The sequence below is a fragment of the Streptomyces sp. NPDC037410 genome (assembly GCF_055602235.1).
In genome coordinates this window covers 40,892-67,002 of the sequence record NZ_JBVJWR010000033.1, presented here as the reverse complement: position 1 = coordinate 67,002, position 26,111 = coordinate 40,892, and the positions used below count along the sequence as shown (strand labels likewise).

Below are 26,111 nucleotides of genomic sequence, written 5' to 3'. Positions count from 1 at the left end.
TAAAGTGAACACCCCCCCCCTCCCCCCCCCCCGCCCCCCCCCCCCCCCTCCCCTCCCCCCCCCCCCCCCCCCCCCCCCCCCCCCCCCCCCCCCCCCGGGACCACCGGCGTGCAGCCGCTCCCCGACCCCCGGCACCCACGGCTCGGCGTCCAACGAAGGCGCCGACCGCGCCAACGCCAGCAGCGCCTCCATGTCGCACCCGGCAAGCACCTGCTCCGCCTGCGCGGCCACCGCCTCCGTCGCCGCGGCCTGCCGCTCGGCGACCGGGACGAGCCCGAGGTGCCGCGAAGGCGTGGCCACGGCAGGGGCCCGACGCAGCACGCCGAGCACCGGCACGCCCGACTCCCCGAGCGCCTCCCGCAGGAGGTGTTCATGCCGGTCCGTCGCGACCTTGTTCAGGATCACGCCCCCGATCCGCACCTCCGGGTCCCAGGACGCGAACCCGTGCACGAGCGCCGCCACCGACCGCGACTGCGAGGACGCGTCGACGACGAGGACCACCGGCGCCTTGAGCAGCTTCGCGACCTGCGCGGTGGACGCCAGCTCGCCCTGGTCGGCGGCGCCGTCGTACAGGCCCATGACCCCCTCGACCACGGCCAGGTCGCAGCCGCGCGCCCCGTGCAGGAAGAGCGGCGCGATCAGCCCCGTACCGCACATGTACGCGTCGAGGTTGCGGCCCGGACGGCCGGTAGCGAGCGCGTGGTAGCCCGGGTCGATGTAGTCGGGGCCGACCTTGTGCGGGGAGACGGCCAGACCACGGCCGGCGAACGCGGCCATCAGGCCGGTCGCGACCGTGGTCTTGCCCGCGCCGGACGACGGCGCGGCGATGACGAGACGTGCTACCACTCGATGCCCCGCTGGCCCTTCTGACCGGCGTCCATCGGGTGCTTGACCTTGGACATGTCGGTGACGAGATCGGCGAAGTCGACGAGCTCCTGCGGCGCGTTGCGGCCGGTGATGACGACGTGCTGCTGTCCGGGACGGTCGCGGAGCACCTCGACGACCTCCTTGACGTCGATCCAGCCCCAGTGCAGGAGGTAGGCGAACTCGTCGAGGACGTAGAACTTGTACGTCTCCGCGGCGAGGTCCCGCTTGACCTGCTCCCAGCCCTGCCGGGCCTTCTCCTCGTGCGAGATCTCGCCCTCGGCGACCTCGCGCTGGATCCAGGACCAGCCCTCGCCCATCTTGTTCCAGGTGACCGTGCCGCCCTTGCCGGTCTCGCCGAGCGCCTTGAGGGCGTTCTCCTCGCCGACCTTCCACTTGGCGGACTTGACGAACTGGAACACCCCGATCGGCCAGCCCTGGTTCCAGGCGCGCAGCGCCATGCCGAACGCGGCGGTCGACTTCCCCTTGCCGACGCCGGTGTGCACCATCACCAGCGCCCGGTTGCGGCGCTGACGGGTGGTGAGACCGTCGTCGGGCACGACGGTCGGCTGTCCCTGCGGCATTAAGCGGCCCTCCTCGTTGAATGTCCTGCTGCCTGTACGTCTCTGACGAGGCCGGCGATCGAGTCGGCGCGCAGCTCGTCCAAGGTCACGGCGGTGCCGCCGAGTTCGCGCGCCAGGTTCCCCGCGAGCCCGAGCCGCACCGGCCCGGTCTCGCAGTCCACGACCACGCTCGCGGTGCCGTCGGCGGCGTGCAGCCGCGCGGCCCGGGCGGCGAGCGCCACCGGATCTCCGGCGGCCCGCCCGCCGGTCGCCCGCCCGTCGGTCACGACGACGAGCAGCGGGCGGCGCGAGGGGTCGCGGAGCCGTTCGACGCGCAGCACGTCATGGGCCTTGAGCAGCCCGGCGGACAGCGGCGTACGGCCTCCGGTCGGCAGCTTCTCCAGGCGGGCGGCGGCCGCGTCCACGGAGGAGGTCGGCGGCAGCGCGACCTCGGCGTCCCGGCCCCGGAAGGTGACCAGGCCGACCTTGTCGCGCCGCTGGTACGCGTCGAGCAGCAGCGAGAGCACGGCGCCCTTCACGGCGCTCATCCGCTGCCGCGCCGCCATGGAGCCGGAGGCGTCCACGGCGAACAGCACCAGGTTCCCCTCCCGGCCCTCGCGGGTCGCCTGCCGCAGGTCGTCCCTGCGGATCACGAGACCGGGCCCGGACCGGCCGCGCGCCCGCTGGTGCGGGGCGGCGGCCTGGACGGTCGCGGCCAGGTGCAGCTTGGTCAGCGCGCCCCGGGGCCGGGTCGATCCGGTGGTACGGCCGTGCTCGGTGCGGGCCCGGGAGCGGCGCCCGGCGGCGCCCTCGCCGAGACCGGGCACGCTCAGCACCTTCGTACGGAAGGGCTCACCGGCCCGGACAGCGGCACGCTCACCGGCACCGGAGCCCTGCGGGGCCCCGTGCGGTGCGGGGGCGTTCTCCGGGGCCTCGTGCGGGGCGGGCACGTCCTCCGGGGCCTCGGCGGACTCGGGCGCGGGACCGTCGGGCCCCTCGCCCTGCGGCGGAATGCCCCCGCCACCACCGGGACCTCCGTCCCCCGGCCCGTCCGGCTCCGGATCGTCGTCCGGCTCGTCCCCCTTGAACTGCTCCAGGGTCTCGTCGAGCTTGTCCTCGTCGAGGCCGGGCGCGTCGAACGGCGAGCGCCGGCGCCGGTGGGGGAGGGCCAGGAGCGCGGCCTGCCGCACGTCCTCCGAGGTGACCTCGGTCCGCCCGGCCCAGGCGGCGAGCGCGGTCGCGGTCCGGGCCATCACGATGTCGGCGCGCATGCCGTCCACCTCGAACGCGGCGCAGGTCGCGGCGATCTGGAGCAGCACCGCGTCCCCGAGGGTCACCTGGGGCAGCAACTCCCGGGCGGCGACGATCCGTTCGCGCAGGGCGAGCTCCTCGCCGGCCCAGCGGGCGGCGAACGCGGCCGGGTCGTCCTCGAACGCGAGCCGCCGCCGGACGACCTCGACCCGCTGCTCCGGGTCCCGCGAGGCGGCCACCTCGACGGTGAGCCCGAACCGGTCGAGCAGCTGGGGGCGTAGCTCGCCCTCCTCGGGGTTCATGGTCCCGACGAGGAGGAAACGGGCGGCGTGCCGCACGGAGACGCCTTCGCGCTCGACGTGGGAGGCGCCCATGGCGGCGGCGTCGAGCAGATGGTCGATCAGGTGATCGCTCAGCAGGTTGACCTCGTCGACGTAGAGGATCCCCCGGTGGGCGGCGGCGAGCAGCCCCGGCTCGAAGGCCTTCACTCCGTCGGCGAGCGCCTTCTCGATGTCGAGCGCGCCGACGAGCCGGTCCTCGGAGGCTCCGACGGGCAGCTCGACCATCCGGGCGGGACGGGAGGTGCCGGGCGCGTCGCCGTGCGGCCCGTCCGGGCAGCCCGGGTCGGGGGAGGCGGGGTCACAGCTGAACCGGCAGCCCGCGACCACCGGGACCTCCGGCAGCAGCTCGGCGAGCGCGCGGACGGCAGTGGACTTCGCGGTGCCCTTCTCGCCCCGCACGAGCACCCCGCCCACAGCCGGGCTGACGGCGTTGAGCAGCAGCGCGAGCCGCAGATCGTCCATGCCGACGACGGCGGTGAACGGATAGCGGGTACTCATCGGGTGATCGCTCCTTCGCTTCGGGTGTCTGCGGGTCCTGGGGTCCTCACGGCGCACCCGGCGGCACGAACGGCAGCCCCTCCGGAGCGCCCCGCTCGATCAGCCGCAGCAGCGCGTCCGTGTCCGCGTGTTCCTCGATCAGGTCACCGAGCCGGTCGAGCTGCTCCTCGCGCAGCGCGCCGAACGACGTGTCAGGCGCCGGTACGAACCGGCGTCCCGCCGCCGCCGCGACCTCCCGCAGGAACGCGCGGCGGAAGCCGTCGCTCTCCAGCGAGCCGTGCCAGTGGGTGCCCCACACGGAGCCGACCCGGCAGCCGTCCAGGAACGGCTCCCCGCCGTCCACGGACGCCACACCGTGGTGGATCTCGTACCCCTCGACCCGTTCGCCGAGCGCCTCGCCGACGGGCCGGGCGAGGGTCTTCTCGACCCCGAACCGGATGCGTACGGGCAGCAGCCCGAGCCCGTCGACGACGCCGGCCTTCGACTCGACCTCGTCCTCGATGCGCTCGCCCAGGACCTGGAAGCCGCCGCAGATGCCGAGCACCGGCCGGCCCTCGGCGGCGCGCCGGACGAGGGCGTCCGCGAGTCCCCGCTCGCGCAGCCAGGCGAGGGCCTTGACCGTGCCGCGCGTGCCCGGCACGACCACGAGGTCCGCGTCGGCCAGCTCCTCCGGTCGGTCCACGAACCGCACGATCACGCCCGGCTCCGCCGCCAGCGCGTCCACGTCGGTGAAGTTCGACATCAGCGGGACGGCGCAGACCGCGACCCGCAGCACGTCCGCGCCGACCGGCGGCGCGACGACCGACTCGCGGACCGTGCCCCGCAGGGAGACCCTCCCCCAAGTTCTCGGCTTCGCTCGAACAGGGGGGACCCCCATGCCGTCCTCCTCGTCGATGCCGAGCCCGTGCGCGTACGGCAGGACGCCGAAGGTCCGGCGGCCGGTGAGGCCGTGCAGCATGTCGAGGCCCGGTTCCAGAAGGGTCACGTCGCCGCGGAACTTGTTGACCAGGTAGCCCGCCACGAGCGACTGGTCCTCGGGCGAGAGCAGCGCCGTGGTCCCGAAGAACTGGGCGAAGACCCCACCCCGGTCGATGTCCCCTACGACGACCACGGGCAGCTTCGCGGCCCGCGCGATGCCCATGTTCACGATGTCCGTGCGCCGCAGGTTGATCTCGGCCGGGCTGCCCGCCCCCTCGCAGATCACGGCGTCATACGTGCCCCGCAGCTCCTCCAGGCACGCCAGGACCGGCTCGAAGAGTTCCTTCTGCCGTCCTCCGTGGTAGCCGCGGGCGCTCAGCTCGCCGACCGGCTTGCCCATGAGGACGACCTGGCTGGAGCGGTCGCTGCCGGGCTTGAGCAGCACCGGGTTCATGAGCGCGGTCGGCTCCACCCGCGCGGCCTGCGCCTGCATGGCCTGCGCCCGGCCGATCTCGGCGCCCTCCCTCGTGACGAAGGAGTTCAGGGACATGTTCTGTCCCTTGAACGGCGCGACCTTGACGCCCTGCCGGACCAGCCACCGGCAGATGCCGGCCGTGACGACGCTCTTGCCCGCGTCGGACGTGGTCCCGGCGACGAGCAGCCCCCCACCCCTCATGCGTTCCTCCGCTTCAGCGCGCTCGCGATCATGCGGCCGCCCACGCAGACGGCCAGGGTCAGTCCGGTGACCCGGCGGGACAGCCGGACCGCGCGGTCGATGTCGGCGACCTCGACGGGCCGCCCCTCCCCGTTGAGGACGGGCCGGTGCTCGACCCGCCCGGCGTACGAGAGGGTCCCGCCGAGCCGTACGCCGAGGGCGCCCGCGAAGGAGGCCTCGACGGGCCCCGCGTTGGGGCTCGGGTGCTTTCCGGCGTCCGCCCGCCAGGCCCGTACGGCTCCGCGCGGGTCGCCGCCGGCGGCGGTCGCGAGCAGGGCGGTCAGCCGGGCCCCGGGCCAGCCGGCCACGTCGTCGAGGCGGGCCGAGGCCCAGCCGTACCGCCGGTAGCGGGGGGACTTGTGGCCGACCATCGCGTCGAGGGTGTTCACCGCGCGGAAGCCGACCAGGCCCGGCACGCCCGCGACCGCTCCCCAGAAGAGGGCGCCCACGACCGCGTCGGAGGTGTTCTCGGCGACGGACTCGACGACCGCGCGGGCCATCGCCGGACCGTCGAGGGACTGCGGGTCGCGCCCGCACAGGTGCGGCAGCCGTTCCCTGGCCGTCTCCAGGTCGCCCGCGGCGAGGGCGCCGCCGATCGCCTGGGCCTCGCGCCCCAGGGTCGTACCGCCGACGACGGCCCACACGGCGGCGGCGGTCAGGGCGACGGATCCGGCGCGGCTGCCGCGTACCGTACGGGCGGCGAGGGCGCCGGCCGTGACGGTGGCACCGGCGCAGACGGCGGTGTGCAGGGCGCCCCAGCCGCGGTGGTCGTGCCACAGGGTCCGCTCGACCCGGCCGGCGGCCCGGCCGAAGGCGGCGACGGGGTGTCCGCGGCGGGGGTCGCCGACGAGGCGGTCGACGGCGAGCCCGAGGGCCGCGCCGTACGCGAACACACCGGTGGCTCGGGAAGGTCTCGGCCTGCGGCCGGGCATGGCGCACTGTCCTCACTCAGGGTCCGCGCCCTGGGTCGACGAAACCGGCGGCGAGAGTTCCTGACTTCCGGACCCTTCGGATCCGGTCACAGTGGCGGGACCGCGCCGGATTCGCACCGGACTTCCTCTCCTGCCGCCGTATGGCCCCGGCAGTCCACCACGGCCCGAGAACACCCGTCAACTCACCCTTGACCTGCACCGTGTCACTGTGCGAAGCGCCACAAACACGACGGCCGGGCGGCCCGCACACGAGGTGCGGACCGCCCGGCCGGAGGCGCGGGGGAGACCGTCAGGCGACGATCAGGTAGATGCCGTACGCCACGGCCGCCAGGCACAGGGCGAAGCAGGCGTAGGCGCCGGTGCGGGCCAGGGCGGCGGAGCCTCCCTGGGCGGCGGAGCCTCCCTGGGCGGCGGCCTGCTCCTGCTTGGAGAGGCCGATGACGCCGAGGGTGAAGAGGCCCACGAGGGCGACGGTCGCCACGAGGCTGACTCCGAAGACGGAGCCGAGGGCTACCCAGTCGATCTTCATGCTTGGTTCCAGTTCCTTAGACCGCGGCGGCGGGGGCCGGGGGAGCGGCCGGGTCCGTGGGGACCGGCGCGGGGATGGTGGTCTTCAGGTCCTCGTCCGCGACGGCGGCGACGGTACCGGCCGGCGGCGGGGTGACGGCCGCGATCGCGGTGGTCACGACGCCCTCCGGCTCGGCGTCGGCCTCGTTGACGTTGGTGTGGTCGACCGGCTGGCGGCGGGAGACCAGCCAGATGCCGGCGCAGGAGGCGGCGAGGAAGGCGGCGACGACGTAGACGCCCCAGTCGCCCTGACGGGCGACGTACTCGGCGCCCGCGCCGACCAGGCCGGCGGCCGGAAGGGTCAGGCCCCACGCGACGAACATGCGGGTGGCGGTCGACCAGCGGACGACACCGCCCTTGCGGCCGAGACCCGCGCCCATCACGGCGCCGGAGACGGAGTGCGTGGTGGAGAGGGAGAAGCCCAGGTGGGAGGAGGCCAGGATGACCGTGGCCGCGCTGGTCTGGGCGGCGAAGCCCTGCTGCGGCTGGAGGTCGGTGAGGCCCTTGCCCATGGTGCGGATGATGCGCCAGCCGCCGAGGGCGGTGCCGAGCGCGATCGCCGTACCGGCGGAGACGATGACCCAGACGGGCGGGTTGGAGCCGGGGGCGAGGGTGCCGCCGGCGACCAGGGCGAGGGTGATGATGCCCATCGTCTTCTGGGCGTCGTTGGTGCCGTGGGCGAGGGAGACGAGACCGGCGGAGGCGATCTGGCCGACGCGGTAGCCCTTGGCCGTGTCCTTCTCGGAGGTCTTGGCGCCGATCTTGTACGTCAGCTTCGTGGCGAGCGTCGCGGCGATGCCGGCGACGATCGGCGCGGCGACGGCCGGGATGAGGACCTTGCTGACGACGACCTCGCCGTTGACGCCGCTGACGCCGATCGAGGCGACGGTCGCGCCGATGAGGCCGCCCATCAGGGCGTGGGAGGAGCTGGAGGGCAGTCCGACCAGCCAGGTCACCAGATTCCAGAGGATCGCGCCGACGAGCGCGGCGAGGATCACCTCGGGCTGGATGCCGTCCTCGTTGACCAGTCCTTTGGAGATCGTCTTGGCGACCTCCACGGACAGGAACGCGCCGACGAGGTTCAGCACGGCGGACATGACCACCGCCGTCTTCGGCTTGAGTGCACCGGTCGAGATGGTCGTGGCCATCGCGTTCGCGGTGTCGTGGAAACCGTTCGTGAAATCGAACACGAGAGCTGTCACGACCACAATGGCGAGCAGCAGCGTGATGTGTTCCATTTACCCAGGCAATCGTTCGACGTCAGTGTTTCGTTGAACGTAGGCAACCTGAGTGAACGGAAGATGAACTGGGTCGGGCGACGTGGTGTCCCTAACCGGTGTCAAGAGGTTCCGCTTCTCGCTCCGGGGCGCCCGGTGTCCACGATGCGGTCACCCCGGAACCACGGACATCCCAGTTCTCCCGGGGCACATGCGACCTGTCCCGCTTCCTCCCCCGACATCCCGTTCCGCTCCCTGGACACGACCATCCGCACGGGGGACCCCGCGAAGGAGACCCACGTCACTCCCCGGGGCGACCCCTCCGCTTCCGCCCGGCCGGGTCCGTCCGGTGGCAGCCCCACCCCGCCCTGCCGACACTGGGAGCGTGCGCCCGGCTACAGCGACGGCAGCGGCCGTCACCACACTGATCGGTGTCGGCGCGGCCGTGATCGCGGCCGGCCGGTACGCCAGCGACGTCGCCCTCAAGGCGCCGTCCGGACGACCACTGCCCGGAGACCCGGGACTCACCGTGCACGCCACGGGACCCGAACGGATCACCCTCACCCGCAGCCTCGCCTCCCTGCGCCCCGGCACGTACGGGATGGAGGCACCCGGCCTGCACGCCGTCCTGGGCCCCGTCCTCGACCGCGTCCCGCACTCCGCCGACACCGTCGTCCGCCGCCTCGAACGCGTCGAACTCGGCGTCGTCGCGTCCGGCGCCCGCGTCCGGCTCACCCCCCAGCTCCACCGGGGCACCCCGATCAGCGCCCTCGGGATCGCCCACGAGGACGTCGAGATCCCCGGCGAGCTCGGCCCCCTGCCCGCCTGGCTCGTGGCCGCCCCCCGCACCACCTGGGTGATCGCCCTGCACGGCCTCGGCACCACCCGCGAGCACCCGCTGAACCTCGTCCCCTTCTACAACCGCCGCAAGATCCCCGTCCTCGTCCCCGCCTACCGCGGCGACGAAGGAGCGCCGCCCTCCCCGGACGGCCTCGCCCACCTCGGCGACTCCGAGTGGCGGGACGTCGACGCCGCCATCCGCTACGCCGTCCGCCGCGGCGCCCGGCAGGTCGTCCTGCACGGCTGGGGGACCGGCGCCTCCATGGCCCTGCGCGCCGCCGCGGAATCGGGCGTCCGCGACCGGATCGGCGGCCTCGTCCTCGACTCCCCGGTCCTCGACTGGGAGGCCACCCTCCGCAACCTCGCGGCGGCCCACCACGTCCCCGGACCCCTGCTCCCGCTCGCCGTCCGCGCCGCCCAGGGCAGGACCGGCCCGCACGGCGACCTCCTGCGGACCGTCTCGGAGCCGGGCGCCCTGCGCGTCCCCGCCCTCCTCTTCCACGGCCCCGACGACACCATCGCCCCCTGGGAACCCTCCGTCGAACTCGCCGCCCGGCTGCCCGGCACCGTCAGCCTGCGGACCGTGCGGCAGGCCCCGCACGCCGCCATGTGGAACGCCGACCCGGTCCCCTACGAGGAGGCCCTCCGCCGCTTCCTCACCCCGCTGCTCTGACGGCACTTCTGATTCCGATTGGGCTTTCGGGCCGTCAGCGGGAAGACTGCCCCCGTGACGTCTCGAAAGCCCGATGAACCATTGGCGCGCAACTCCAGACTCCGACTCGTCCGCCCGCGGGCGCTGGCCACCGCCCGACGGGCCGTGACGACCCGGCGCACCCGGCCGGCGCCGCGGCCGCCCGAGGGCACTCCGCCCCGCGCGGAGCTCGCCCGCCAGGCCCGGCACGTCCTCGCCGACGCCGTACGGATCGCCCGCTGGGCCGCCGTCGAGCACGGCGCCGAGGCGCCACCGCGCACCGGCCCCGGCGCCCGACCCGCCCAGGAACGGGCCGCGGCCGCACTGGACCTGACACCCGGCCAGATCCGGGCCGGCTGGGACCGCGCCCGGCTCGCCGGACTCGTCGAACTGCACGGCGACACCGCCCGCCCCGGCTGGCGGCTGCGCGCCTGGGACCGCGACGACTCCGCCGTCCTGCGCGGCTGGGTCGCCCTCTTCGACGCCTGGTCCCTGGTGCACCCGGCCCCCGAGGGGGTCGCCCCGAGCGCCGTCGCCGAGGTCGTCGAGGCCGTCCCGCAGGTGCTCTCGCTGCTCCAGCTCTCCCAGGGCCCGGTCCTCGTCCCGGCCCTCCTCGACCTCCTCGGCCAGCGCGTCGAGGAGCTCCGCGAGGAGCGCTGCGAGCTCCCCGAGACCGAACAGGCCCCCGAGACGGCGGACGCCCCCGCCCTCGATGGTCTGCCCGCCCTCCTCGACTGGGCCCTGGAGGGCCTGGCCGCCGTCGGCGCGCTCACCCTCGACCCCGGCACCGAGGAGCGCCACGCCACCCTGACCCCGCTCGGCAACTGGGCGGTCTGGGTCAAGCTGGAGCAGATCTGCGTCGCCGCGCAGAGCCCCGCGGGCAACATCGAGCAGTCCGCCGAGGACATGCTCCGCGGCTGCGCCCGGCTCACCCCGGGTCCCGCCCGCGACGAGTACCGCGCCTGGCTCGCCGCCCGCACGCTCTCCAGCGCCGTCGCCGAACTCCTCGCCGTCGCCCGCGGCGAGGACGCCCTGCTGCGCGGGCTCGCCTTCGAGGCGCTCCGCGTCGTCGGCGCACCCGCCGAGGCCGAGGTGCGGGCCACCGTCGCCGAGCCCTCGCTCCGCCCGTACGCGCTGCTCTGGCTGGCGGAGTACGAGGGGGCCGACCCCGACGACGCCCAGGAGGTGCTGACCCGCGAGGAGTCGACCTGGCTCTGGGTCGACACCGCGGCGGCCGTCGCCGACCACGGCGAGAGCGAGCTGCTCGTCCGGCACCTCGACTCCGCCGTGCAGGGCACCGTCCCGGCGCTGCTCGACGAGGTCCGCGCCGTCGGCCACCCCCGCACGGTCCAGGTCCTGGTCGCCCTGGCCGCCGCCCACCCGGACCCGGCCCTGGCGAAGGCGGTCCGCCGAGCAGCCTTCCAGGTCCACACGGGCGGAGCCTGACCCCGACCGGACCCGGCCCAGCGGCACCGGCCCGCCCGCGCGGGGCCTGCGCGGCGTCCCCGGCCCGGCCCCGGCCCGCCCGCCGGGCCGTACCGGCCCCGCCAGGCCGGCCCCCGGTCCTACCCCGCCGCCCCCGGCGCGTACGTGCCGAAGCTCCACACGTTGCCCTCGGTGTCCCGGGCCGTGTAGTCCCGGGAGCCGTACTCCTGGTCCGTCGGGGGCATCACGATCTCGACGCCCCGCGCCACCGCGCGGGCGTGGTGCTCGTCGACGTCGTCCACGCGGACGTACACCGCGGCCGGCCCGCCCCCGGCCATCAGCCGGTCGAACGCGCTGCCGCTGCCCTTGCTGCCCAGCATCACCATGCCGTTCCCGCAGGAGAGCTCGGCGTGCATCACACGGCCGTCCTCGCCCTCGAACACGGCCTGCGCGGTGAAACCGAAGCCCTCCGTGAGCTGCTTGATCGCGGCCTTCGCGTCCTCGTACCGCAGCGCCGGACAGATGTCGGGGGTCCCAGCCATCCCGACCACTTCCTCTCGATGTGACCTGGATCTCAGTCTCGCAGTCGCCACCGACAACTCAGCGGAAGGTGTTGCACCGGGCCATGTCACCGGTCCGGTAGCCCTCGTGGAACCACTGCTGCCGCTGCGCCGCCGAGCCGTGCGTCCAGTTCTCCGGCGTCACCCGGCCCTGGAACCGCTCCTGGATCCGGTCGTCGCCCACGGCCGCCGCCGCGTCCAGGCCGTCCCGGATGTCCTCGTCGGTGAGCCGGGTGAGCAGCGGCCGGCCCGTCTTCTCGTCGGGGGTGGTCGTCGCGTGCCGCGCCCAGACCCCGGCGTAGCAGTCGGCCTGGAGCTCGACCCGCACGGCGTTGGAGTTCGCGCCGGTCCGCCCGTCCTGGGCGCGGCTCAGGGTCCCCATCAGGTTCTGGACGTGATGGCCGTACTCGTGCGCCACCACGTACGCCTGGGCGAAGGGCCCGCCGGTGGAGCCGAACTTCGTCCGCAGCTCGTCGAAGAAGCCCAGGTCCAGAAAGACCTGCCGGTCGCCGGGGCAGTAGAAGGGCCCCACCGCCGAGGTCGCCGGGCCGCACGCGGTGCCGACCCGGTCGGTGAACATGACGGTGGCGGCGTTCCCGTAGGTGCCGCCCCGGCGCGCGTACTCGCTCCGCCAGTAGTCCTGGACGCTGTTGACGACGGCGACGATCCGGCAGTCCTGGCGCGTGTTGGCGTCCGAGCCCTTCTTGCAGCTCTGGTTCACCTGGGCCGCCGACGAGGAGCTCGCGACCGGCGCGTCACCGCCGGAGGAGAGCCCGAGCTGGTCGGGACCCACCCCGAAGAGCACGCCCAGGACCAGTGCGATGAGGCCGATGACGCCGCCGCCGACGGTCGCCCTGCCGCCCGGGATGCGGCTGCCGCGGACGTCCCGTACCTCCGAGGTGTCCAGGTCGGCGTCGTCGTCGAACTGCACGGTCCACCACCCTCCGCGTCGCTGTCGCGGCGGTGGCCGCCGCCCTGCGCCGAGTATCGAATGATCTAGACCTGTTCGCCCCTTTTCCGGTGCATCAGCGGGAATGTGAGAAGGATCCCGCTTCGTCCGTCATGCCTCGCGCGGCCGAAAACCAGTTGCAGACGCCCGTTAGACTGGCCGCATGGCCACTCTCCTTTGGGTGCATTAGCGGCGCCGAAGCCCGCCACCAGTCGTCCTTCCGCCGTTTCCCACCGCCCTGGAGTCTGTCCGTGATCACCGCTTCCGGCATCGAGCTGCGCGCCGGCGCCCGAGTCCTCATCGAGTCCGCTTCCTTCCGTGTCGCCAAGGGCGACCGCATCGGCCTGGTCGGCCGCAACGGAGCGGGCAAGACCACGCTCACCAAGTGCCTCGCCGGCGAGGGCCAGCCCGCCGCCGGCGCCATCGCCCGCTCCGGCGAGGTCGGCTACCTCCCGCAGGACCCGCGCACCGGTGACCTCGACGTCCTCGCCCGCGACCGCATCCTCTCCGCCCGCGGCCTCGACGTCCTCCTCAAGAAGATGCGGATGAACGAGGAGCGCATCGCCACCGGCTCCGGCGCCACCCGCGACAAGGCGATGCGGCAGTACGAGCGCCAGGAGACCGAGTTCCTGACCAAGGGCGGGTACGCGGCCGAGGCCGAGGCCTCCACCATCGCGGCCGCCCTCAACCTGCCCGACCGGGTCATGGGCCAGCCGCTGCACACCCTCTCCGGCGGTCAGCGCCGCCGCGTCGAGCTCGCCCGGATCCTCTTCTCCGATGCCGACACCCTGCTCCTCGACGAGCCCACGAACCACCTCGACGCCGACTCCATCGTCTGGCTGCGCGACTACCTGAAGACCTACCGCGGCGGCTTCATCGTCATCTCCCACGATGTCGACCTCGTCGAGACCGTGGTCAACAAGGTCTTCTACCTGGACGCCAACCGCTCCACGATCGACGTCTACAACATGGGCTGGAAGCTCTACCAGCAGCAGCGCGAGGCCGACGAGAAGCGCCGCAAGCGCGAGCGCCAGAACGCCGAGAAGAAGGCCGCCGCGCTCAACTCGCAGGCCGACAAGATGCGCGCCAAGGCCACCAAGACCGTCGCCGCGCAGAACATGGCCAAGCGCGCCGAGCGCCTGCTCTCCGGCCTAGAGGCGGTCCGCGCCTCCGACAAGGTCGCCAAGCTCCGCTTCCCCGAGCCGGCGCCCTGCGGCAGGACCCCGCTGACCGCCGAGGGCCTCTCCAAGTCGTACGGCTCGCTGGAGATCTTCACCGATGTGAGCCTCGCGATCGACAAGGGCTCGCGCGTCGTCATCCTCGGCCTCAACGGCGCGGGCAAGACGACCCTGCTGCGCCTCCTCGGCGGCGTCGAGCAGCCCGACACCGGCGAGGTCACCCCGGGCCACGGCCTCAAGCTCGGCTACTACGCCCAGGAGCACGAGACGCTCGACCCCGAGCGGACCGTCCTGGAGAACATGCGCTCGGCCGCGCCCGACCTCGACCTGGTCGACGTGCGCAAGACGCTCGGCTCCTTCCTCTTCTCCGGCGACGACGTCGACAAGCCGGCCGGCGTGCTCTCCGGCGGCGAGAAGACCCGGCTCGCGCTCGCGACCCTCGTCGTCTCCTCGGCGAACGTGCTGCTCCTCGACGAGCCCACCAACAACCTGGACCCGGCCAGCCGCGAGGAGATCCTCGGCGCGCTGCGCACGTACAAGGGCGCCGTCGTCCTCGTCACCCACGACGAGGGCGCCGTGGAGGCGCTCGACCCGGAGCGGATCATCCTGCTCCCGGACGGTGTCGAGGACCTGTACGGCGCGGACTACGCGGACCTGGTGGCCCTCGCCTGACCTCCGGAGAGCCTTGGGTGATCATCTCGGGCTGGATCATTCGGCTCATGGGTGATCCTTCATCTGAGTGAGGGTCTCTGGTACACCCCGGCGCGGTGCTCTGCCGAATCCTTCCGGCAGACCCGCGCCGTACGTGTGTTCCCGCTGCCTCGCTGACCTGGCACTTCCCGCATCGCACGGCGTGGAGGCGCCTTTCCGCTCGTGCGGAATATCGGCTTCCGTTCGTGATGGCGGCGTACTCGTCCACAAACCCGACGGGACGGACCTTGCCGAATGGGTGGCCAGGACGGACGGGAGGGGTGATCATGAGAAGTCCAGAGCGCACTTCCCATGAGGAGGCACGGGTGGCCGAGACTCTGAAGAAGGGCAGCCGGGTGACCGGCGCCGCGCGCGACAAGCTCGCGGCAGACCTGAAGAAGAAGTACGACTCCGGTGCGAGCATCCGGGCGCTGGCCGAGGAAACCGGCCGCTCCTACGGATTCGTCCACCGGATGCTGAGCGAGTCCGGAGTCACGCTGCGTGGACGCGGCGGAGCGACACGGGGCAAGAAGGCGGCCTCGGCCTGACATCGGGGCGGCTCGATCTGTCCACCGGGACCTCCCGGTGGGCACCCGGTCGGCCCTGCGGTCGGCCGGGTGGTTACTGTGCAGTCACTTAGCATCTCGAATGCAGTGCTGCACCGGAACCGGAGGCGCCCCATGACTACGCTCGACGACTCTGAGCTCGTATTCGACAAGGACGGTGTACGGCTCACCGTCGAGGACGCCGTTGCCACGGTGACCCTGACCAATCCGGCGAAGCGCAACGCCCAGTCTCCCGCTCTGTGGCGGGCGTTGACGGAAGCCGGCCGGTCGTTGCCCGGCAGCGTGCGGGTCGTCGTTCTGCGCGGCGAGGGCAAGTCCTTCTCCGCCGGACTCGACCGGCAGGCGTTCACGCCCGAGGGCTTCGACGGCGAGCCGTCCTTCCTGGAGATGGCGCGCGGGGCCGATGCGGACCTCGACGCGCTCATCGCCGAGTACCAGGAGGCGTTCACCTGGTGGCGCCGCAGCGACCTCGTGTCGATCGCGGCCGTCCAGGGCCACGCCATCGGCGCGGGCTTCCAGCTCGCCCTCGCCTGCGACCTGCGGGTCGTCGCCGAGGACGTGCAGTTCGCCATGCGCGAGACCAGCCTGGGCCTCGTCCCGGACCTGACCGGGACGCACCCGCTCGTCTCGCTCGTCGGCTACGCCCGCGCGCTCGAGATCTGCGCCACCGGCCGCTTCGTGCACGCGGAGGAGGCCGAACGCATCGGTCTCGCCAACCTGTCCGTACCCGCCGAGGAGCTCGACGCGGCGGTACGGGACCTCAGCGCCGCCCTGCTCGCGGCGCCCCGCGACGCGGTCAACGAGACCAAGGCGCTGCTCCAGGGCGCCTCCGGCCGCTCCTACGAGGAGCAGCGCACCGCCGAACGCGCCGCCCAGGCCCGCCGCCTGCGCGACCTGGCGGGCCTCGGCGACTGACGCGCGCGATCAGCGCAGTTCCGACACCAGTACCGTGACCGCGGTCGCCCCCTCGGCGGCCGCGGTCGCGGCGCTCCGGGCCGCGCGGGCCACGTCCAGCGGGCGGTGCCCGGCCGTCACGGCGAGCTCCACCCGCACCTCGTCCGGGCCCCGGCGCACCGGCGGCCCCCAGACGTCCGTCACCCCCGCCACGCCCTCGACCCGCAGGACCGCCAGGGCCACCGGGTCGTCCGTCGCCGGAGCGGGCCGCCCCGGCGGGGGAGCGGCCGGACCGGCCGTCGGCGGCTCCGCGTCGAGCAGCTCCGTCACCCGCAGGTCCACCGCCGTCACCCGCAGCCCGAGACCGTCCCGCGCCGCCCCGAGCAGCGCCGCCCGCAGCTCCTCGGCCAGTTCCGGCAGCGGACGGCCCGCCAGCGCCCCGAAGTCCGCGGTGATCCGCAGGGCACCGGGCTCCGCCTGCTCGTCCGGCCCGACCCGGAGCCGGCCTGGCACCACCCCCCGTACGGCCGCGGCGGCCGGGCCGAGGAGACCGCGTGCCGCGCGCTCGGCGATCCACGCGCCGTCCCCGGCCGCCCCCAGCGGCAGCAGCCTGCCCGGCGCGAGGTGCTCCCGTACCGCCGCCGTCCAACCCTCAGCCGTCGTCATTCCCCCAGCCTGCCGCATCCCCGGAGCGGATTCGGGCAAGCGACCTTAATGTGGGCGAGTAACCCCGAAACATGACAGAAGGGGCTCACTCTGATGACGGACACCACTCACTCCGGAGGCCCCGCGGCGGACGAGCCGCGCCGTACCTCCGTGACCAAGCGGGGCGGCGGCGCGGCGGCGACCCGGGGGCGGACGACGATCGCCGACGGTGTCGTGGAGAAGATCGCCGGTCTCGCCGCGCGTGACGTCGTCGGCGTCCACGCCATGGGCAGCGGCATCTCCCGGACCTTCGGCGCCGTCCGCGACCGGGTCCCCGGCGGAGGCGGCGCCAAGGCGAACGTCACCCGAGGGGTCAAGGCCGAGGTCGGCGAGGTGCAGACCGCGCTCGACCTGGAGATCGTCGTCGACTACGGCGTCTCCATCGCCGACGTCGCCGGCGACGTCAGGGAGAACGTCATCGCCGCCGTGGAGCGGATGACCGGCCTCGAGGTCGTCGAGGTCAACATCGCGGTCAGCGACGTCAAGCTGCCCGAGGAAGAGGAAGAGCAGGAGGAGCCCCGGCTCCAGTAGTCGTCGCAGCCCCGGCGACACGGGCCGGGGGCCAGGGAAAGGGGCTCGGTAATGAATATGGCAGTGGTCGGCCTGGTGGCCGGCATGGCTCTCGGCTTCGCCGGATACTTCGGCGGCTTCGGGGCGTTCCTGCTGGTCGCGGCCCTCGGGGCGATCGGCTTCGTGGCGGGCCGTTTCCTCGACGGCGACCTCGAGGCGGGCGATCTGTTCCGGGGACGCGAGCGCGGCGACCGGCGGCGGTGACCGGGGGTGGTGACGGATTTGGCGGACGGCGCGGTACGGGACGGGGTGCGGGACCGGGGGGCGACCACCGTCGCCGACCGCGTCGTCGCGAAGATCGCCGCGCAGGCGGCCAGGGAGGCGCTCGACGCCGTCCCGGAAGGAGGATCGAAGCCGCACGCCTCCGTCGTCGTCCACCGGGAGATCGCCCACGTCTCGGTGAGCCTCGACCTCGACTACCCGTCCGACGTCGGCCGCCAGTGCGGGGCCGTCCGGAGCCGGGTACGCACGCGCGTGGAGGAGCTCGTCGGCCTGGAGGTCCACGAGGTGACCGTCCACGTCGAGCGCCTCCACTCCGCCCACACCCGCCACACCACCCCGAGGGGCCGCCTCGCATGACCACGACCCCGGAACCGGACCCCTCGGCCCACCCGCGCTCCGAGCCGGACCCCTCGGCACCCCCGCGCTCCGAGCCGGACCCCGGCCCTGAACCCGCCCCCGATCCCGCAGCCGGCCCCGTCCCCGCCGCCCGCGTCCGCCGTTTCTGGGCCGTGCGGCGCATCCCCGCCGCCGTCCTCGCGGCCGTCGTGCTCGGCGGCACCGGGCTGCTGCTCTACGACGTCGCGGCCGTACGCGCCGACCGCCCCGCCATGGCCTGGCGGCGCAAGCTGGCCGACGGGCTCGCGACCCGGCCGCTCGACGACGGGGCGATCGTCGCCGGCGCGGCCGTCGCCGCCGTGCTCGGCCTCTGGCTCCTGGTCCTGGCCGCCACCCCCGGGCTGCGCGGCATCCTCCCGATGCGCCGCGAGCACACCGACGTGCGGGCGGGACTCGACCGCAAGGCCGCAGCCCTCACCCTGCGGGACCGCGTCATGGAGGTCTCCGGGGTCCAGTCCGCCCGGGTGCGCGTCGGCCGCGCCAAGGTCGCCGTCCGGGCGGTCTCCCACTTCCGGGCCCTCGACCAGGTCCGCGCCGACGTGGAGACGGTGCTCGCCACCGGTGTCGACGAGCTCGGCCTCGCCCACCCGCCCGCGCGGACGGTACGGGTGGCGAGGCCGCCCCGGAAGGAAGGGAAGGCCAAGTGACGGTCGTCCTGCGGCGCGTCAACCGCGCCCTGCTCGGTCTCGCCGGGCTGCTCCTCGTGGTCGGCGGCGGCGCCGTCCTCGCCGCCGCCCTCGACCTGCCCGTACCGTCCTGGTGGCCCTGGTCGGGCCCCGACGACGTGCTGCTGTCCACCTCCGAACGGCAGCACTGGCGCGCCGAGAGCTGGTGGTGGCCGGTGGTCATCGCCGTCCTCGGGCTCGTCGTCCTGCTCGCCCTCTGGTGGCTGCTCGTCCAGTTCCGGCGGGCCCGGCTCGCCGAGGTCCTCGTCGACACCGGCGACGGCGAGGCGGCGGTGCTGCGCGGCCGGGCCCTGGAGAGCGTCCTGGAGGCGGACGCCGCCGCACAGGACGGCGTCGCCCGCGCCAAGGTCGCCCTCACGGGCCGCCGCGGCGCCCCCCGGACCAGGATCGCGCTTCTCCTGGAGCCGTACGCCTCCCCGGGCGACGCCCTGACCACCCTCAGCACCCGGGCGCTCGCCGACGCCCGCACGTCGACGGGCCTGCCCACGCTGCCCACCGAGGCGCGCCTGCGCGCGGTGAAGCACCGCGCCCGCCGGGTCGCCTAGGGCCTGTCCGGCGGATCATGGGGAGACCCCATGCACCAGACGCCGCGGCCTATCCGACCCTGATCCGCCGGACAGGCCCCAAGCCCTGGGTCAGAACCCGGAGCGTGCCCCGCCGTCCACCGGCAGCATCAGACCCGTCAGGTACGAGGCGGCCGGCGAGAGCACGAAGGCCGCCGTGCGGCCGAACTCCGCCGGGGTGCCGTAGCGGCGCAGCGGGATCGTGAGCTCGTTCGCCGCGCGGGAGGCTTCCGCGTCGCCGGAGAGCGCGTCCAGGGAGCGGACCCGGTCGGTGTCGATGCGGCTCGGCAGCAGGCCGACGACCCGGATCCCGCGCGGGCCCAGGTCGTTGGCGAGGGACTTGGCGAAGCCAGCCAGGCCGGGGCGCAGCCCGTTGGAGATGGTCAGGCCGGGGATCGGCTCGTGGACGGAACCGGACAGGACGAAGCCGATGACCCCGCCCTCGGCGAGCGTCTCGGCGGACGCGCGGGCCAGCCGTACCGCCCCGAGGAAGACCGTGTCGAAGGCGGCCGCCCACTCCTCGTCGGTGTTGTCCGCCGCGAAGCCGGGCGCCGGGCCGCCGACGCTGATCAGGATGCCGTCGAAGCCGCCGAAGCGGGCCCGCGCCTCGGCGATCAGCCGCGCCGGGGTCCCCGGGTCGGTGTTGTCGGCGGCGACGCCGGCCGCGCCCTCGCCCAGCTCGGCCACCGCGTCGGCGACGGTCTTCTCCTCGCGCCCGGTGATCAGCACCTTCGCGCCCTCGGCGAGCAGCGCCTCGGCAGAGGCCCGGCCGAGCCCCCGCGTCGCACCCGTCACCACGTACACACGGTCCTTCAGTCCAAGATCCATGGCCCCTATCCTGCCGGGTCCCCTGCGGCGAGGTCGAGAGCGGTCCCCACGAGGCCGATATGGCTGAACGCCTGCGGGAAGTTCCCCAGCTGGCGGCGCGCCACCGGGTCGTACTCCTCCGCGAGGAGCCCCACGTCGTTGGTGAGGGCGAGGAGCCGCTCGAAGAGCTCGCGCGCCTCCTCGGTGCGGCCGGTCAGCCGCAGCGCGTCCGCCAGCCAGAACGAGCAGACGAGGAAGGTGCCCTCCTGCCCGGGGAGTCCGTCCAGGGCCGTCGAGTCGGGGCTGTAGCGGCGCAGGAAGCCGCCGTGCGACAGCTCCGCCCGTACCGCGTCCACGGTCCCCACCACCCGCGGGTCGTCCGGCGGCAGGAAGCCGACCCGGGGGATGAGGAGGGTCGCGGCGTCCAGCTCGGACGAGCCGTACGCCTGGGTGAAGGTGTTCCGCTCGGGGTCGTAGGCCCGCTTGCACACCTGGGCGTGGATCTCGTCCCGCATCGCCCGCCAGCGGTCCGCGTTCCCCGGCAGCGAGGGGTCGGCCTCCAGGGTGCGCACCGCGCGGTCGGCGGCGACCCAGGCCATGACCTTCGAGTGGGTGAAGTGGCGGCGCGGCCCGCGGACCTCCCACAGGCCCTCGTCGGGCTCCCGCCAGGTGGACTCAAGGAAGCCGAGCAGGCTCAGCTGGATGTTCCAGGCGTGCCGTTCTTCCGGGGTCCCGGCCTCACGCGCGCGGTGGAGGGAGTCCATGACCTCGCCGTACACGTCGAGCTGGAACTGGTCCACCGCGGCGTTCCCGGTGCGGACCGGTGAGGAGTCGGCGTAGCCGCGCAGCCACGGCAGGCTGGTCTCCGGCAGCCGGCGCTCCCCGGCGGGTCCGTACATGATCTGCAGGTCGGCGGGGTCGCCCGCGACCGAGCGCAGCAGCCAGTCCCGCCAGGCGCAGGCCTCCTCCTCGTATCCGGCGGCGAGCAGCGCGCCGAGGGTGAGGGAGGAGTCGCGCAGCCAGCAGGCGCGGTAGTCCCAGTTCCGCACGCCGCCGAGCTCCTCCGGCAGGGAGGTGGTGGGGGCGGCCATGATCCCGCCGGTGGGGGCGTACGTGAGCGCCTTGAGGGTGATCAGGGAGCGCACCACGGCCGCCCGGTACGGGCCCTGGTAGGTGCAGCGGGACGCCCACTCACGCCAGTCCGCGAGGCACTGGTCCAGGGCCTCGAAGGGGTCGACGAGCTCCGGGCGCGGCTCGTGCGAGGGGTGCCAGGTGAGGACGAAGGCGACCTTCTCGCCGGCGGCGACGCTGAAGGCGGACTGGGTGGAGAACTGCTGGCCCCAGGTCTTCACGTGCGGCTCGCTGCGCAGCCAGACCGAGTCGGGGCCGGCGATCGCGACCCGGTGGCCGTCGTCCCTGCGCACCCAGGGCACGATCGAGCCGTAGTCGAAGCGGAGCCGCAGCACGGAGGTCATCTCGACGCTGCCGCTGACCCCCTCCACGATCCGCATCAGGTCGGGGGCCCTGTCCCGCTGCGGCATGAAGTCGATGACCTTGACGGTGCCCGTACGGGTCTTCCAGTAGGTCTCCAGGACGAGGGTGTCCTCGGCGTAGTGGCGGTCGGTGCAGGTGGTGGCGCCCTTGGGCGCGATGGTCCAGTGGCCGTTGTTCTCGTCGCCGAGGATGGCGGCGAAGCAGGCGGCGGAGTCGAAGCGGGGCAGACACAGCCAGTCGACCGACCCGTCGCGGCCGATGAGCGCGGCGGTCTGGAGATCGCCGATGAGGGCGTAGTCGTCGATACGTTGCGTCACGCTTTGGGCTGTTCCCGGAAGCGGCGGCGGTCAATCAGCGGGCCGGAGCGGCCTCTGCCTCCGCCGTGTCCGGCTCGGCGGATCCGGGGACGTCGGAGGCGGTCTGCGCCGCCCGGTCGCGCTTCTCCCGGCGCACTAGGATCACCCAGCCGACGGGCACGCCGGCGGCGAAGAGCCACCACTGCACGGCGTACGCCATGTGGGGGCCGATCGAGTCGTGGTCCGGCTCGGGGATCAGCTCGGGGGTGCCGCCCGCCGGCTCGGGCGCGCTCTGCTCCAGGTAGCCGCCGAGCACCTCGCGGCCGATGAGCTCGGCCTGCTGCCGGCTGCTGATGAGCATGACCTGGCGGTCCGGCAGGCCCTTCAGGTCCTTGATGCCGCTGGCGCCCGTCGTCTCGTCGGCCTTGAGGCGGCCGGTGACGGTGACCTCGCCCTTGGGGGCGGGCGGCACGGGCGGGAAGGAGTGCTGGTCGGCGGCGGCCGGGATCCAGCCCCGGTTGACCAGGACGATCCGGCCGTCGCGCAGGACCAGCGGGGTCAGGACGTGCACGCCCACCCGGTCGTCGGAGGAGGTGCGGCGGCGGACGACGACCTCGTGGGCGGTGTCGAAGGTGCCGGTGGCGGTGACCTGGCGCCAGTAGTCGGCGCGCGGGACGGTGTGACCGGGGGCGGTGAGCTGCTCGACCGGGAGCGGCTTCGCCTTGAGGTTGTCCGCGATCAGGGTGTTCTGGGCGACCCGGTGTTCGTGCCGGTGGAACTGCCAGAAGCCCAGCTCGATCATCGTGGGGATGAGGACGAGGGCGACGAGGGTGAGGATCACCCACTGCCGGGACAACAGGAAGCGGTACACCCCACGACCGTACAGCCCGGGTCGCGGGGTGCTCGCACGGGGGGTTCGGCTCGGTTCGCCCGACCGCCCGGGAACGTTTCCTCACACCCTGTCGACGATGCCCACCCTCCCCTCGGCGCGGGCGCAGTGGCCGCCGCAGTACCAGCTGCCCTCGACCTCGACGCCCTGTCCGATGATCTGGACCCGGCAGTGCTCGCAGATGGGCGCCATGCGGTGGATGGCGCAGGAGAAGCAGTCGAAGACGTGCACCGCGCCCTGCGCGTGCACCTCGAAGGACATGCCGTAATCGTTTCCGCAGACCTCACAACGTGCCATGCGCCACAGGGTGGAGCGCCCGGCGGGCGCGCGCAGCGCGGCGCGCCCGCCGGGCCCGGGGTGTCACCCGTCTGCCGGGGTCACGTCCCGCAGGAGCTGGGTGTAGGCGGCCTCGTCGACGACCGGGGTGCCGAAGGACCGGGCCTTGAGGGTCTTGGAGGTGGCGGAGTCCGGGTCGTTGGTGACCAGGAGGCTGGTCAGCCGGGAGACGCTGGTGGCGACGTGCAGGCCGGCCTCGGCGGTGCGGTCCTCCAGGAGCTCGCGGTCGATGGAGGTGTCGCCGGAGAAGGCGATCCGCATGCCCTGCTTGAGTGGTTTGTCCGACTCGTAGCGCCCGGGGTTGGGGTGCGGGCACGGCGGCCGCTTCCGCGAGGGGCGCCAGCCACCCGCCCGGTACGAGGACTGCTGGCCGATCCGCGGCTGCGCGGGCGCCGAGGCCCACTCGGTGAGCGGCCGGCACTCCAGGAGCGGCAGCCGTACGTTCCGCTCGGCCGCCGCGTGCAGGCTCGGCCGGAACGCCTCGGCGAGCACCCGCGCGTCGTCGAGCGCGTTGTGCGCGCGCTGCTGCACGACGCCGAAGTGCGCGGCGAGCGACTCCAGCTTGTGGTTGGGCAGCGGCAGCGACAGCTCCTTGGCGAGCGCGATCGTGCACAGCCGCTGGCGCACCGGCGCCGCGGACTCCGCGCGCGCGTACTCCCGGGCGATCATCTGCCAGTCGAACATCGCGTTGTGCGCGACGAGCACCCGTCCGTCGAGCCGCGCCGCGAACTCCGCCGCGATCTCCGGGAAGAGCGGTGCGCCCTCCAGGACGTCGCTGGTCAGTCCGTGGATCCAGACCGGTCCTGGGTCGCGCTCGGGATTGACGAGGGTGTACCAGTGGTCCTCGACGTTCCCCTGGGCGTCCAGCCGGTAGACGGCAGCCGACACTATCCGGTCGTCACGGGCGAGTCCGGTGGTCTCCACGTCGACGACCGCGTACCCCTGCGGGTAGGCGGCCGGCCACATCGCTGCTGTCGTACGGTCGTCAAGCACGGTCACTGAGAATACGGCCCCCGACCGACAGCCCCGTCCCCGGTGCTCTGAATGTCCGTTATGTCACCCCGAGGTCCCCGCTGTGTCGCCTGAGGCCCGCGTGAGCAGGCCGTCCACAAGGGCCCGTACGGAGTCGGTGAAGAGCCGCTCGGTGTCGATCGGCGCCGCAAGCGCGCGGGCGAGGGACCCGTCCGCCTCGGCGTCCTCGACCCGCCACAGCTCCTCCTCCGCGGGGGACTGGGCGGGGGCCCGCTCGCGGTTGCGCTCCACCAGGACGTAGCCGACGACCTGGAACTGCACCGCGCGGACGGCCCGGGCGGCCTCCGCCCCGCGCAGCCCCGCCGCGTGGGCCTCGTGGACCAGGGCCCGCTGGGCCGGCAGGAACATGCGCTCGGTCAGCCCCCGTTCGTGGACCATCGCCACCAGGTGCGGGCGCTCGCGCAGGGCGCGGCGCAGCGCGCGGGCGACCGAGACCATCCGCTCGGCCGGGGTCGCCCCCCGGGGTCGGATCGTGCCGAGGTCGGCGACGGTGCGGGCGGCGAGCGCGTCGAGGAGCGACTCGCGGTTGCCGACGTGCCAGTAGATCGAGGTGACCGCGGTGCCGAGCTCGGCGGCGAGCCGGCGCATCGTGAGCGCGTCCGGGCCGTGCTCCCTCACCAGGGCGGCCGCCGTGTCCAGGACCTCGTCGCGGGTCAGCGCGGAGCGTGCCATCGGATCCCCCAACTCCTCTGCGTGCGGCCCTCTTTACCCTGCGCGGTGCTCGGTGTAACAGTGTTACAGGCCGATACGTTCCCGAAGGGCGGTACGTCATGGCACGAGTACGGTACGGGGCGCGCAGCGACGCGGAGGCGGCTGCGGCCCGCGAGCGGTCCGCCAGACTCCCCGACATCTGGTCCACCGGCGTGGTCGCCGTCTGGGAGACCGACCCGGACGTCGTGGCGGCGGTGCTGCCGCCCCCGCTGAAACCCACCGCGCGCCCCCTCGTGCGCGCCAACATCAGCAAGGTCGACCTGCCCGGCTATCCGCTCGGCGCCGGCTCGGTGGCCGTGGCCGCCGCCCACGGCGACCGCGAGGGCTGGTACCCGCTGGTCATGCCGATGACCCACGAGCGGGCCCTGATCGGCGGGCGCGAGGTCTTCGGCGAGCCGAAGAAGCTGGGCGAGGTCACGGTCGAGCGCGACGGGCTCGTCGTGCGCGCCGCGCTCGCCCGGCACGGCATCGCCTTCGTGGAGGTGCGCGGGGCGGTCGCCGGACCGCTGCCGCTGCCGGAGCCCGTCGAGAAGACCGACTTCTACTTCAAGTTCCTGCCCGGCGTGGAGGGGACCGGCTTCGACGCCGACCCCGTCCTCGTGCACTGCGTCCGCAACGAGAAGGTGCGGAGGCTGGAGCGGATCACCGGGGACGTGGTGCTGCGCGAGTCGATGTACGACCCGGTCGCCGACCTGCCCGTGCGCCGGCTCGTCGAGATCACGATCGGCGAGAAGACCACCGACCAGAAGGGCACGGTCGCCGAGCGCGTCTCCGCCCGGGACCTGCTGCCCTTCGTCCACCAGCGGTACGACGACCCGCTCCAGATCCTCGACGGACCCCCGGAAGGACGTGCCTGATGGAGCTGCGCGAGGGGCAGGTCGCCGTCGTCACGGGCGCGGCGAGCGGCATCGGGTTCGCGATGGCCCGCCGCTTCGCCGCCGAGGGCCTCGCCGTCGTCCTCGGGGACGTCGAGCGCGGCGCCCTGGAGGAGGCCGCCGACGAGCTGATGGCGAGCGGGGCGCAGGTCCTCGCCCGGACGGTCGACGTCTCGGACCCCGACCAGGTCCGGGCCTTCGCGGACGCCGCGTACGACACCTTCGGCGCCGTCCACGTCCTCTGCAACAACGCGGGCGTCGGCTCGGGCGCCGAGGGCCGCATGTGGGAGCACGAGCCGAACGACTGGAAGTGGGCCTTCTCCGTCAACGTCTGGGGCGTCTTCCACGGCATCCAGGCCTTCGTCCCGCGCATGCTCGCCGGCGGCGAACCCGGCCACGTCGTGAACACCTCCTCGGGCGACGGCGGCATCGCCCCGCTCCCGACCGCCTCCGTGTACGCGGTCACCAAGGCGGCCGTCGTCACCATGACCGAGTCGCTCTACGCCCATCTGAGGGCCGAGCACGCGCGCGTGGGCGCCTCCGTGCTCTTCCCCGGCCCGCACATGCTCCGCACCGGACTGTGGGAGTCGCACCGCAACCGGCCCGAGCGGTACGCCAAGCAGCGGCCGCGCCGGACCCCGTACCGCAGCCTCGACCAGTACGAGGCCGCGATGAAGGCGGCCGGGCGCGAGATCGCCTTCACGCCGGTGGAGGACGTCGCCGAGCACGTCGTCGACGGCATCCGCGCCGACCGCTTCTGGATGCTGCCGGAGAGCGAGCACAGCGACCGGCAGATCACGGCGCGCTCACGGTCCATGCTCGACCGCGCCAACCCGTCGTACCTGGAGAGCTTCATCCTCGACTGACGCC

28 protein-coding genes and 1 riboswitch are annotated in these 26,111 nt (G+C 73.8%); of the genes, 12 read left to right on the top strand and 16 right to left on the bottom strand.

Going from position 1 to position 26,111, the window contains the following annotated elements; all coding sequences use genetic code 11:
• From ACZ7HT_RS35170 to ACZ7HT_RS35140, 7 genes are all read right to left on the bottom strand, one after another.
• Positions 1-846 (bottom strand): cobyrinate a,c-diamide synthase (locus tag ACZ7HT_RS35170; RefSeq protein ID WP_471173580.1); only part of this gene is annotated, 846 nt, incomplete at its 3' end.
• Entirely contained in the window at positions 840-1,448 is a 609-nt protein-coding gene (gene cobO, locus ACZ7HT_RS35165) for a cob(I)yrinic acid a,c-diamide adenosyltransferase (RefSeq protein ID WP_471173579.1), read from the bottom strand. The genes ACZ7HT_RS35170 and cobO, both read right to left, overlap by 7 nt.
• On the bottom strand, positions 1,448-3,517 hold the full coding sequence (locus ACZ7HT_RS35160) for a putative cobaltochelatase (RefSeq protein WP_471173577.1): 2,070 nt from the start codon (positions 3,515-3,517) through the stop codon (positions 1,448-1,450). The genes cobO and ACZ7HT_RS35160 overlap by 1 nt, the downstream gene beginning before the upstream one ends.
• Positions 3,518-3,563: 46 nt before the next feature.
• Positions 3,564-5,111 (bottom strand): cobyric acid synthase, encoded by a 1,548-nt coding sequence (locus ACZ7HT_RS35155; RefSeq protein WP_471173575.1) that lies wholly within the window; start codon positions 5,109-5,111, stop codon positions 3,564-3,566.
• The gene (locus tag ACZ7HT_RS35150; protein ID WP_471173573.1) at positions 5,108-6,082 is read right to left on the bottom strand and encodes a cobalamin biosynthesis protein; all 975 of its coding nucleotides are present in this window, start codon (positions 6,080-6,082) and stop codon (positions 5,108-5,110) included. The genes ACZ7HT_RS35155 and ACZ7HT_RS35150 overlap by 4 nt, the downstream gene beginning before the upstream one ends.
• 35 nt (positions 6,083-6,117) lie before the next feature.
• A riboswitch (cobalamin riboswitch) is annotated at positions 6,118-6,256 on the bottom strand.
• Positions 6,257-6,371: 115 nt separating this feature from the next.
• A complete protein-coding gene (locus ACZ7HT_RS35145; RefSeq protein WP_471173571.1) occupies positions 6,372-6,611 on the bottom strand; it encodes a hypothetical protein in 240 nt (79 codons plus the stop codon).
• 16 nt (positions 6,612-6,627) lie between these two features.
• A complete protein-coding gene (locus ACZ7HT_RS35140) occupies positions 6,628-7,887 on the bottom strand; it encodes an inorganic phosphate transporter (protein ID WP_471173570.1) in 1,260 nt (419 codons plus the stop codon).
• A gap of 364 nt (positions 7,888-8,251) precedes the next feature.
• Between ACZ7HT_RS35140 and ACZ7HT_RS35135 the strand changes: the two genes are divergently transcribed.
• Both ACZ7HT_RS35135 and ACZ7HT_RS35130 read left to right on the top strand, forming a co-directional pair.
• Positions 8,252-9,379 (top strand): alpha/beta hydrolase, encoded by a 1,128-nt coding sequence (locus tag ACZ7HT_RS35135; protein ID WP_471173567.1) that lies wholly within the window; start codon positions 8,252-8,254, stop codon positions 9,377-9,379.
• A gap of 54 nt (positions 9,380-9,433) precedes the next feature.
• Positions 9,434-10,843 (top strand): hypothetical protein, encoded by a 1,410-nt coding sequence (locus ACZ7HT_RS35130; RefSeq protein ID WP_471173564.1) that lies wholly within the window; start codon positions 9,434-9,436, stop codon positions 10,841-10,843.
• 119 nt (positions 10,844-10,962) lie between these two features.
• Here ACZ7HT_RS35130 and ACZ7HT_RS35125 read toward each other — a convergent pair whose 3' ends face one another.
• Positions 10,963-11,364: a VOC family protein gene (locus tag ACZ7HT_RS35125; RefSeq protein WP_471173561.1), complete on the bottom strand. Its 402-nt coding sequence runs from the start codon at positions 11,362-11,364 to the stop codon at positions 10,963-10,965.
• A 58-nt stretch (positions 11,365-11,422) separates the two neighbouring features.
• The gene (gene ypfJ, locus ACZ7HT_RS35120) at positions 11,423-12,313 is read right to left on the bottom strand and encodes a KPN_02809 family neutral zinc metallopeptidase (protein WP_471173559.1); all 891 of its coding nucleotides are present in this window, start codon (positions 12,311-12,313) and stop codon (positions 11,423-11,425) included.
• A 269-nt stretch (positions 12,314-12,582) separates the two neighbouring features.
• Between ypfJ and ACZ7HT_RS35115 the strand changes: the two genes are divergently transcribed.
• The 3 genes from ACZ7HT_RS35115 (at position 12,583) to ACZ7HT_RS35105 (ending at position 15,680) form a co-directional block, all read left to right on the top strand.
• Positions 12,583-14,181 (top strand): ABC-F family ATP-binding cassette domain-containing protein, encoded by a 1,599-nt coding sequence (locus tag ACZ7HT_RS35115; protein WP_471173558.1) that lies wholly within the window; start codon positions 12,583-12,585, stop codon positions 14,179-14,181.
• 344 nt (positions 14,182-14,525) lie between these two features.
• Complete coding sequence (locus ACZ7HT_RS35110) at positions 14,526-14,747, top strand: helix-turn-helix domain-containing protein (RefSeq protein ID WP_006123601.1); 222 nt, start codon at positions 14,526-14,528, stop codon at positions 14,745-14,747.
• 132 nt (positions 14,748-14,879) lie between these two features.
• Positions 14,880-15,680: an enoyl-CoA hydratase/isomerase family protein gene (locus tag ACZ7HT_RS35105; RefSeq protein WP_471173556.1), complete on the top strand. Its 801-nt coding sequence runs from the start codon at positions 14,880-14,882 to the stop codon at positions 15,678-15,680.
• Positions 15,681-15,689: 9 nt separating this feature from the next.
• Here ACZ7HT_RS35105 and ACZ7HT_RS35100 read toward each other — a convergent pair whose 3' ends face one another.
• The gene (locus ACZ7HT_RS35100; protein ID WP_471173554.1) at positions 15,690-16,325 is read right to left on the bottom strand and encodes a hypothetical protein; all 636 of its coding nucleotides are present in this window, start codon (positions 16,323-16,325) and stop codon (positions 15,690-15,692) included.
• Between the two features lie 93 nt (positions 16,326-16,418).
• Here ACZ7HT_RS35100 and ACZ7HT_RS35095 point away from each other — a divergent pair, with 93 nt between their 5' ends.
• The 5 genes from ACZ7HT_RS35095 to amaP are packed head-to-tail and all read left to right on the top strand — an operon-like array spanning position 16,419 to position 18,783.
• The gene (locus tag ACZ7HT_RS35095; protein WP_471173552.1) at positions 16,419-16,895 is read left to right on the top strand and encodes an Asp23/Gls24 family envelope stress response protein; all 477 of its coding nucleotides are present in this window, start codon (positions 16,419-16,421) and stop codon (positions 16,893-16,895) included.
• Between the two features lie 51 nt (positions 16,896-16,946).
• Positions 16,947-17,138, top strand: coding sequence for a hypothetical protein (locus ACZ7HT_RS35090; protein ID WP_471173551.1), 192 nt, complete (start codon positions 16,947-16,949; stop codon positions 17,136-17,138).
• 9 nt (positions 17,139-17,147) lie between these two features.
• On the top strand, positions 17,148-17,513 hold the full coding sequence (locus tag ACZ7HT_RS35085; protein WP_471173549.1) for an Asp23/Gls24 family envelope stress response protein: 366 nt from the start codon (positions 17,148-17,150) through the stop codon (positions 17,511-17,513).
• Positions 17,510-18,199 carry a DUF6286 domain-containing protein gene (locus tag ACZ7HT_RS35080; RefSeq protein WP_471173548.1) on the top strand — a complete coding sequence of 230 codons (690 nt, stop codon included), beginning with the start codon at positions 17,510-17,512 and terminating at the stop codon, positions 18,197-18,199. Before ACZ7HT_RS35085 ends, ACZ7HT_RS35080 begins: the two co-directional genes overlap by 4 nt.
• Positions 18,196-18,783, top strand: coding sequence for an alkaline shock response membrane anchor protein AmaP (gene amaP / locus ACZ7HT_RS35075; protein ID WP_471173547.1), 588 nt, complete (start codon positions 18,196-18,198; stop codon positions 18,781-18,783). Before ACZ7HT_RS35080 ends, amaP begins: the two co-directional genes overlap by 4 nt.
• Positions 18,784-18,873: 90 nt before the next feature.
• Here amaP and ACZ7HT_RS35070 read toward each other — a convergent pair whose 3' ends face one another.
• From ACZ7HT_RS35070 to ACZ7HT_RS35045, 6 genes are all read right to left on the bottom strand, one after another.
• Complete coding sequence (locus tag ACZ7HT_RS35070) at positions 18,874-19,629, bottom strand: SDR family oxidoreductase (protein WP_471173545.1); 756 nt, start codon at positions 19,627-19,629, stop codon at positions 18,874-18,876.
• 5 nt (positions 19,630-19,634) lie between these two features.
• Positions 19,635-21,419: a glycoside hydrolase family 15 protein gene (locus ACZ7HT_RS35065; RefSeq protein ID WP_471173544.1), complete on the bottom strand. Its 1,785-nt coding sequence runs from the start codon at positions 21,417-21,419 to the stop codon at positions 19,635-19,637.
• A gap of 34 nt (positions 21,420-21,453) precedes the next feature.
• On the bottom strand, positions 21,454-22,269 hold the full coding sequence (locus ACZ7HT_RS35060; protein ID WP_471173542.1) for an SURF1 family cytochrome oxidase biogenesis protein: 816 nt from the start codon (positions 22,267-22,269) through the stop codon (positions 21,454-21,456).
• A gap of 81 nt (positions 22,270-22,350) precedes the next feature.
• Positions 22,351-22,584 (bottom strand): hypothetical protein, encoded by a 234-nt coding sequence (locus tag ACZ7HT_RS35055; RefSeq protein WP_471173540.1) that lies wholly within the window; start codon positions 22,582-22,584, stop codon positions 22,351-22,353.
• A 63-nt stretch (positions 22,585-22,647) separates the two neighbouring features.
• Positions 22,648-23,622 carry a DEDDh family exonuclease gene (locus ACZ7HT_RS35050; protein ID WP_471173538.1) on the bottom strand — a complete coding sequence of 325 codons (975 nt, stop codon included), beginning with the start codon at positions 23,620-23,622 and terminating at the stop codon, positions 22,648-22,650.
• Between the two features lie 57 nt (positions 23,623-23,679).
• Positions 23,680-24,327, bottom strand: a complete 648-nt coding sequence (locus ACZ7HT_RS35045) for a TetR/AcrR family transcriptional regulator (protein WP_471173536.1) — start codon at positions 24,325-24,327, stop codon at positions 23,680-23,682.
• Positions 24,328-24,425: 98 nt separating this feature from the next.
• Between ACZ7HT_RS35045 and ACZ7HT_RS35040 the strand changes: the two genes are divergently transcribed.
• Both ACZ7HT_RS35040 and ACZ7HT_RS35035 read left to right on the top strand, forming a co-directional pair.
• Positions 24,426-25,223 (top strand): acetoacetate decarboxylase family protein, encoded by a 798-nt coding sequence (locus tag ACZ7HT_RS35040; RefSeq protein ID WP_471173534.1) that lies wholly within the window; start codon positions 24,426-24,428, stop codon positions 25,221-25,223.
• Positions 25,223-26,107 (top strand): SDR family NAD(P)-dependent oxidoreductase, encoded by an 885-nt coding sequence (locus ACZ7HT_RS35035; RefSeq protein ID WP_471173532.1) that lies wholly within the window; start codon positions 25,223-25,225, stop codon positions 26,105-26,107. Before ACZ7HT_RS35040 ends, ACZ7HT_RS35035 begins: the two co-directional genes overlap by 1 nt.
• Positions 26,108-26,111 lie beyond the last annotated feature (4 nt).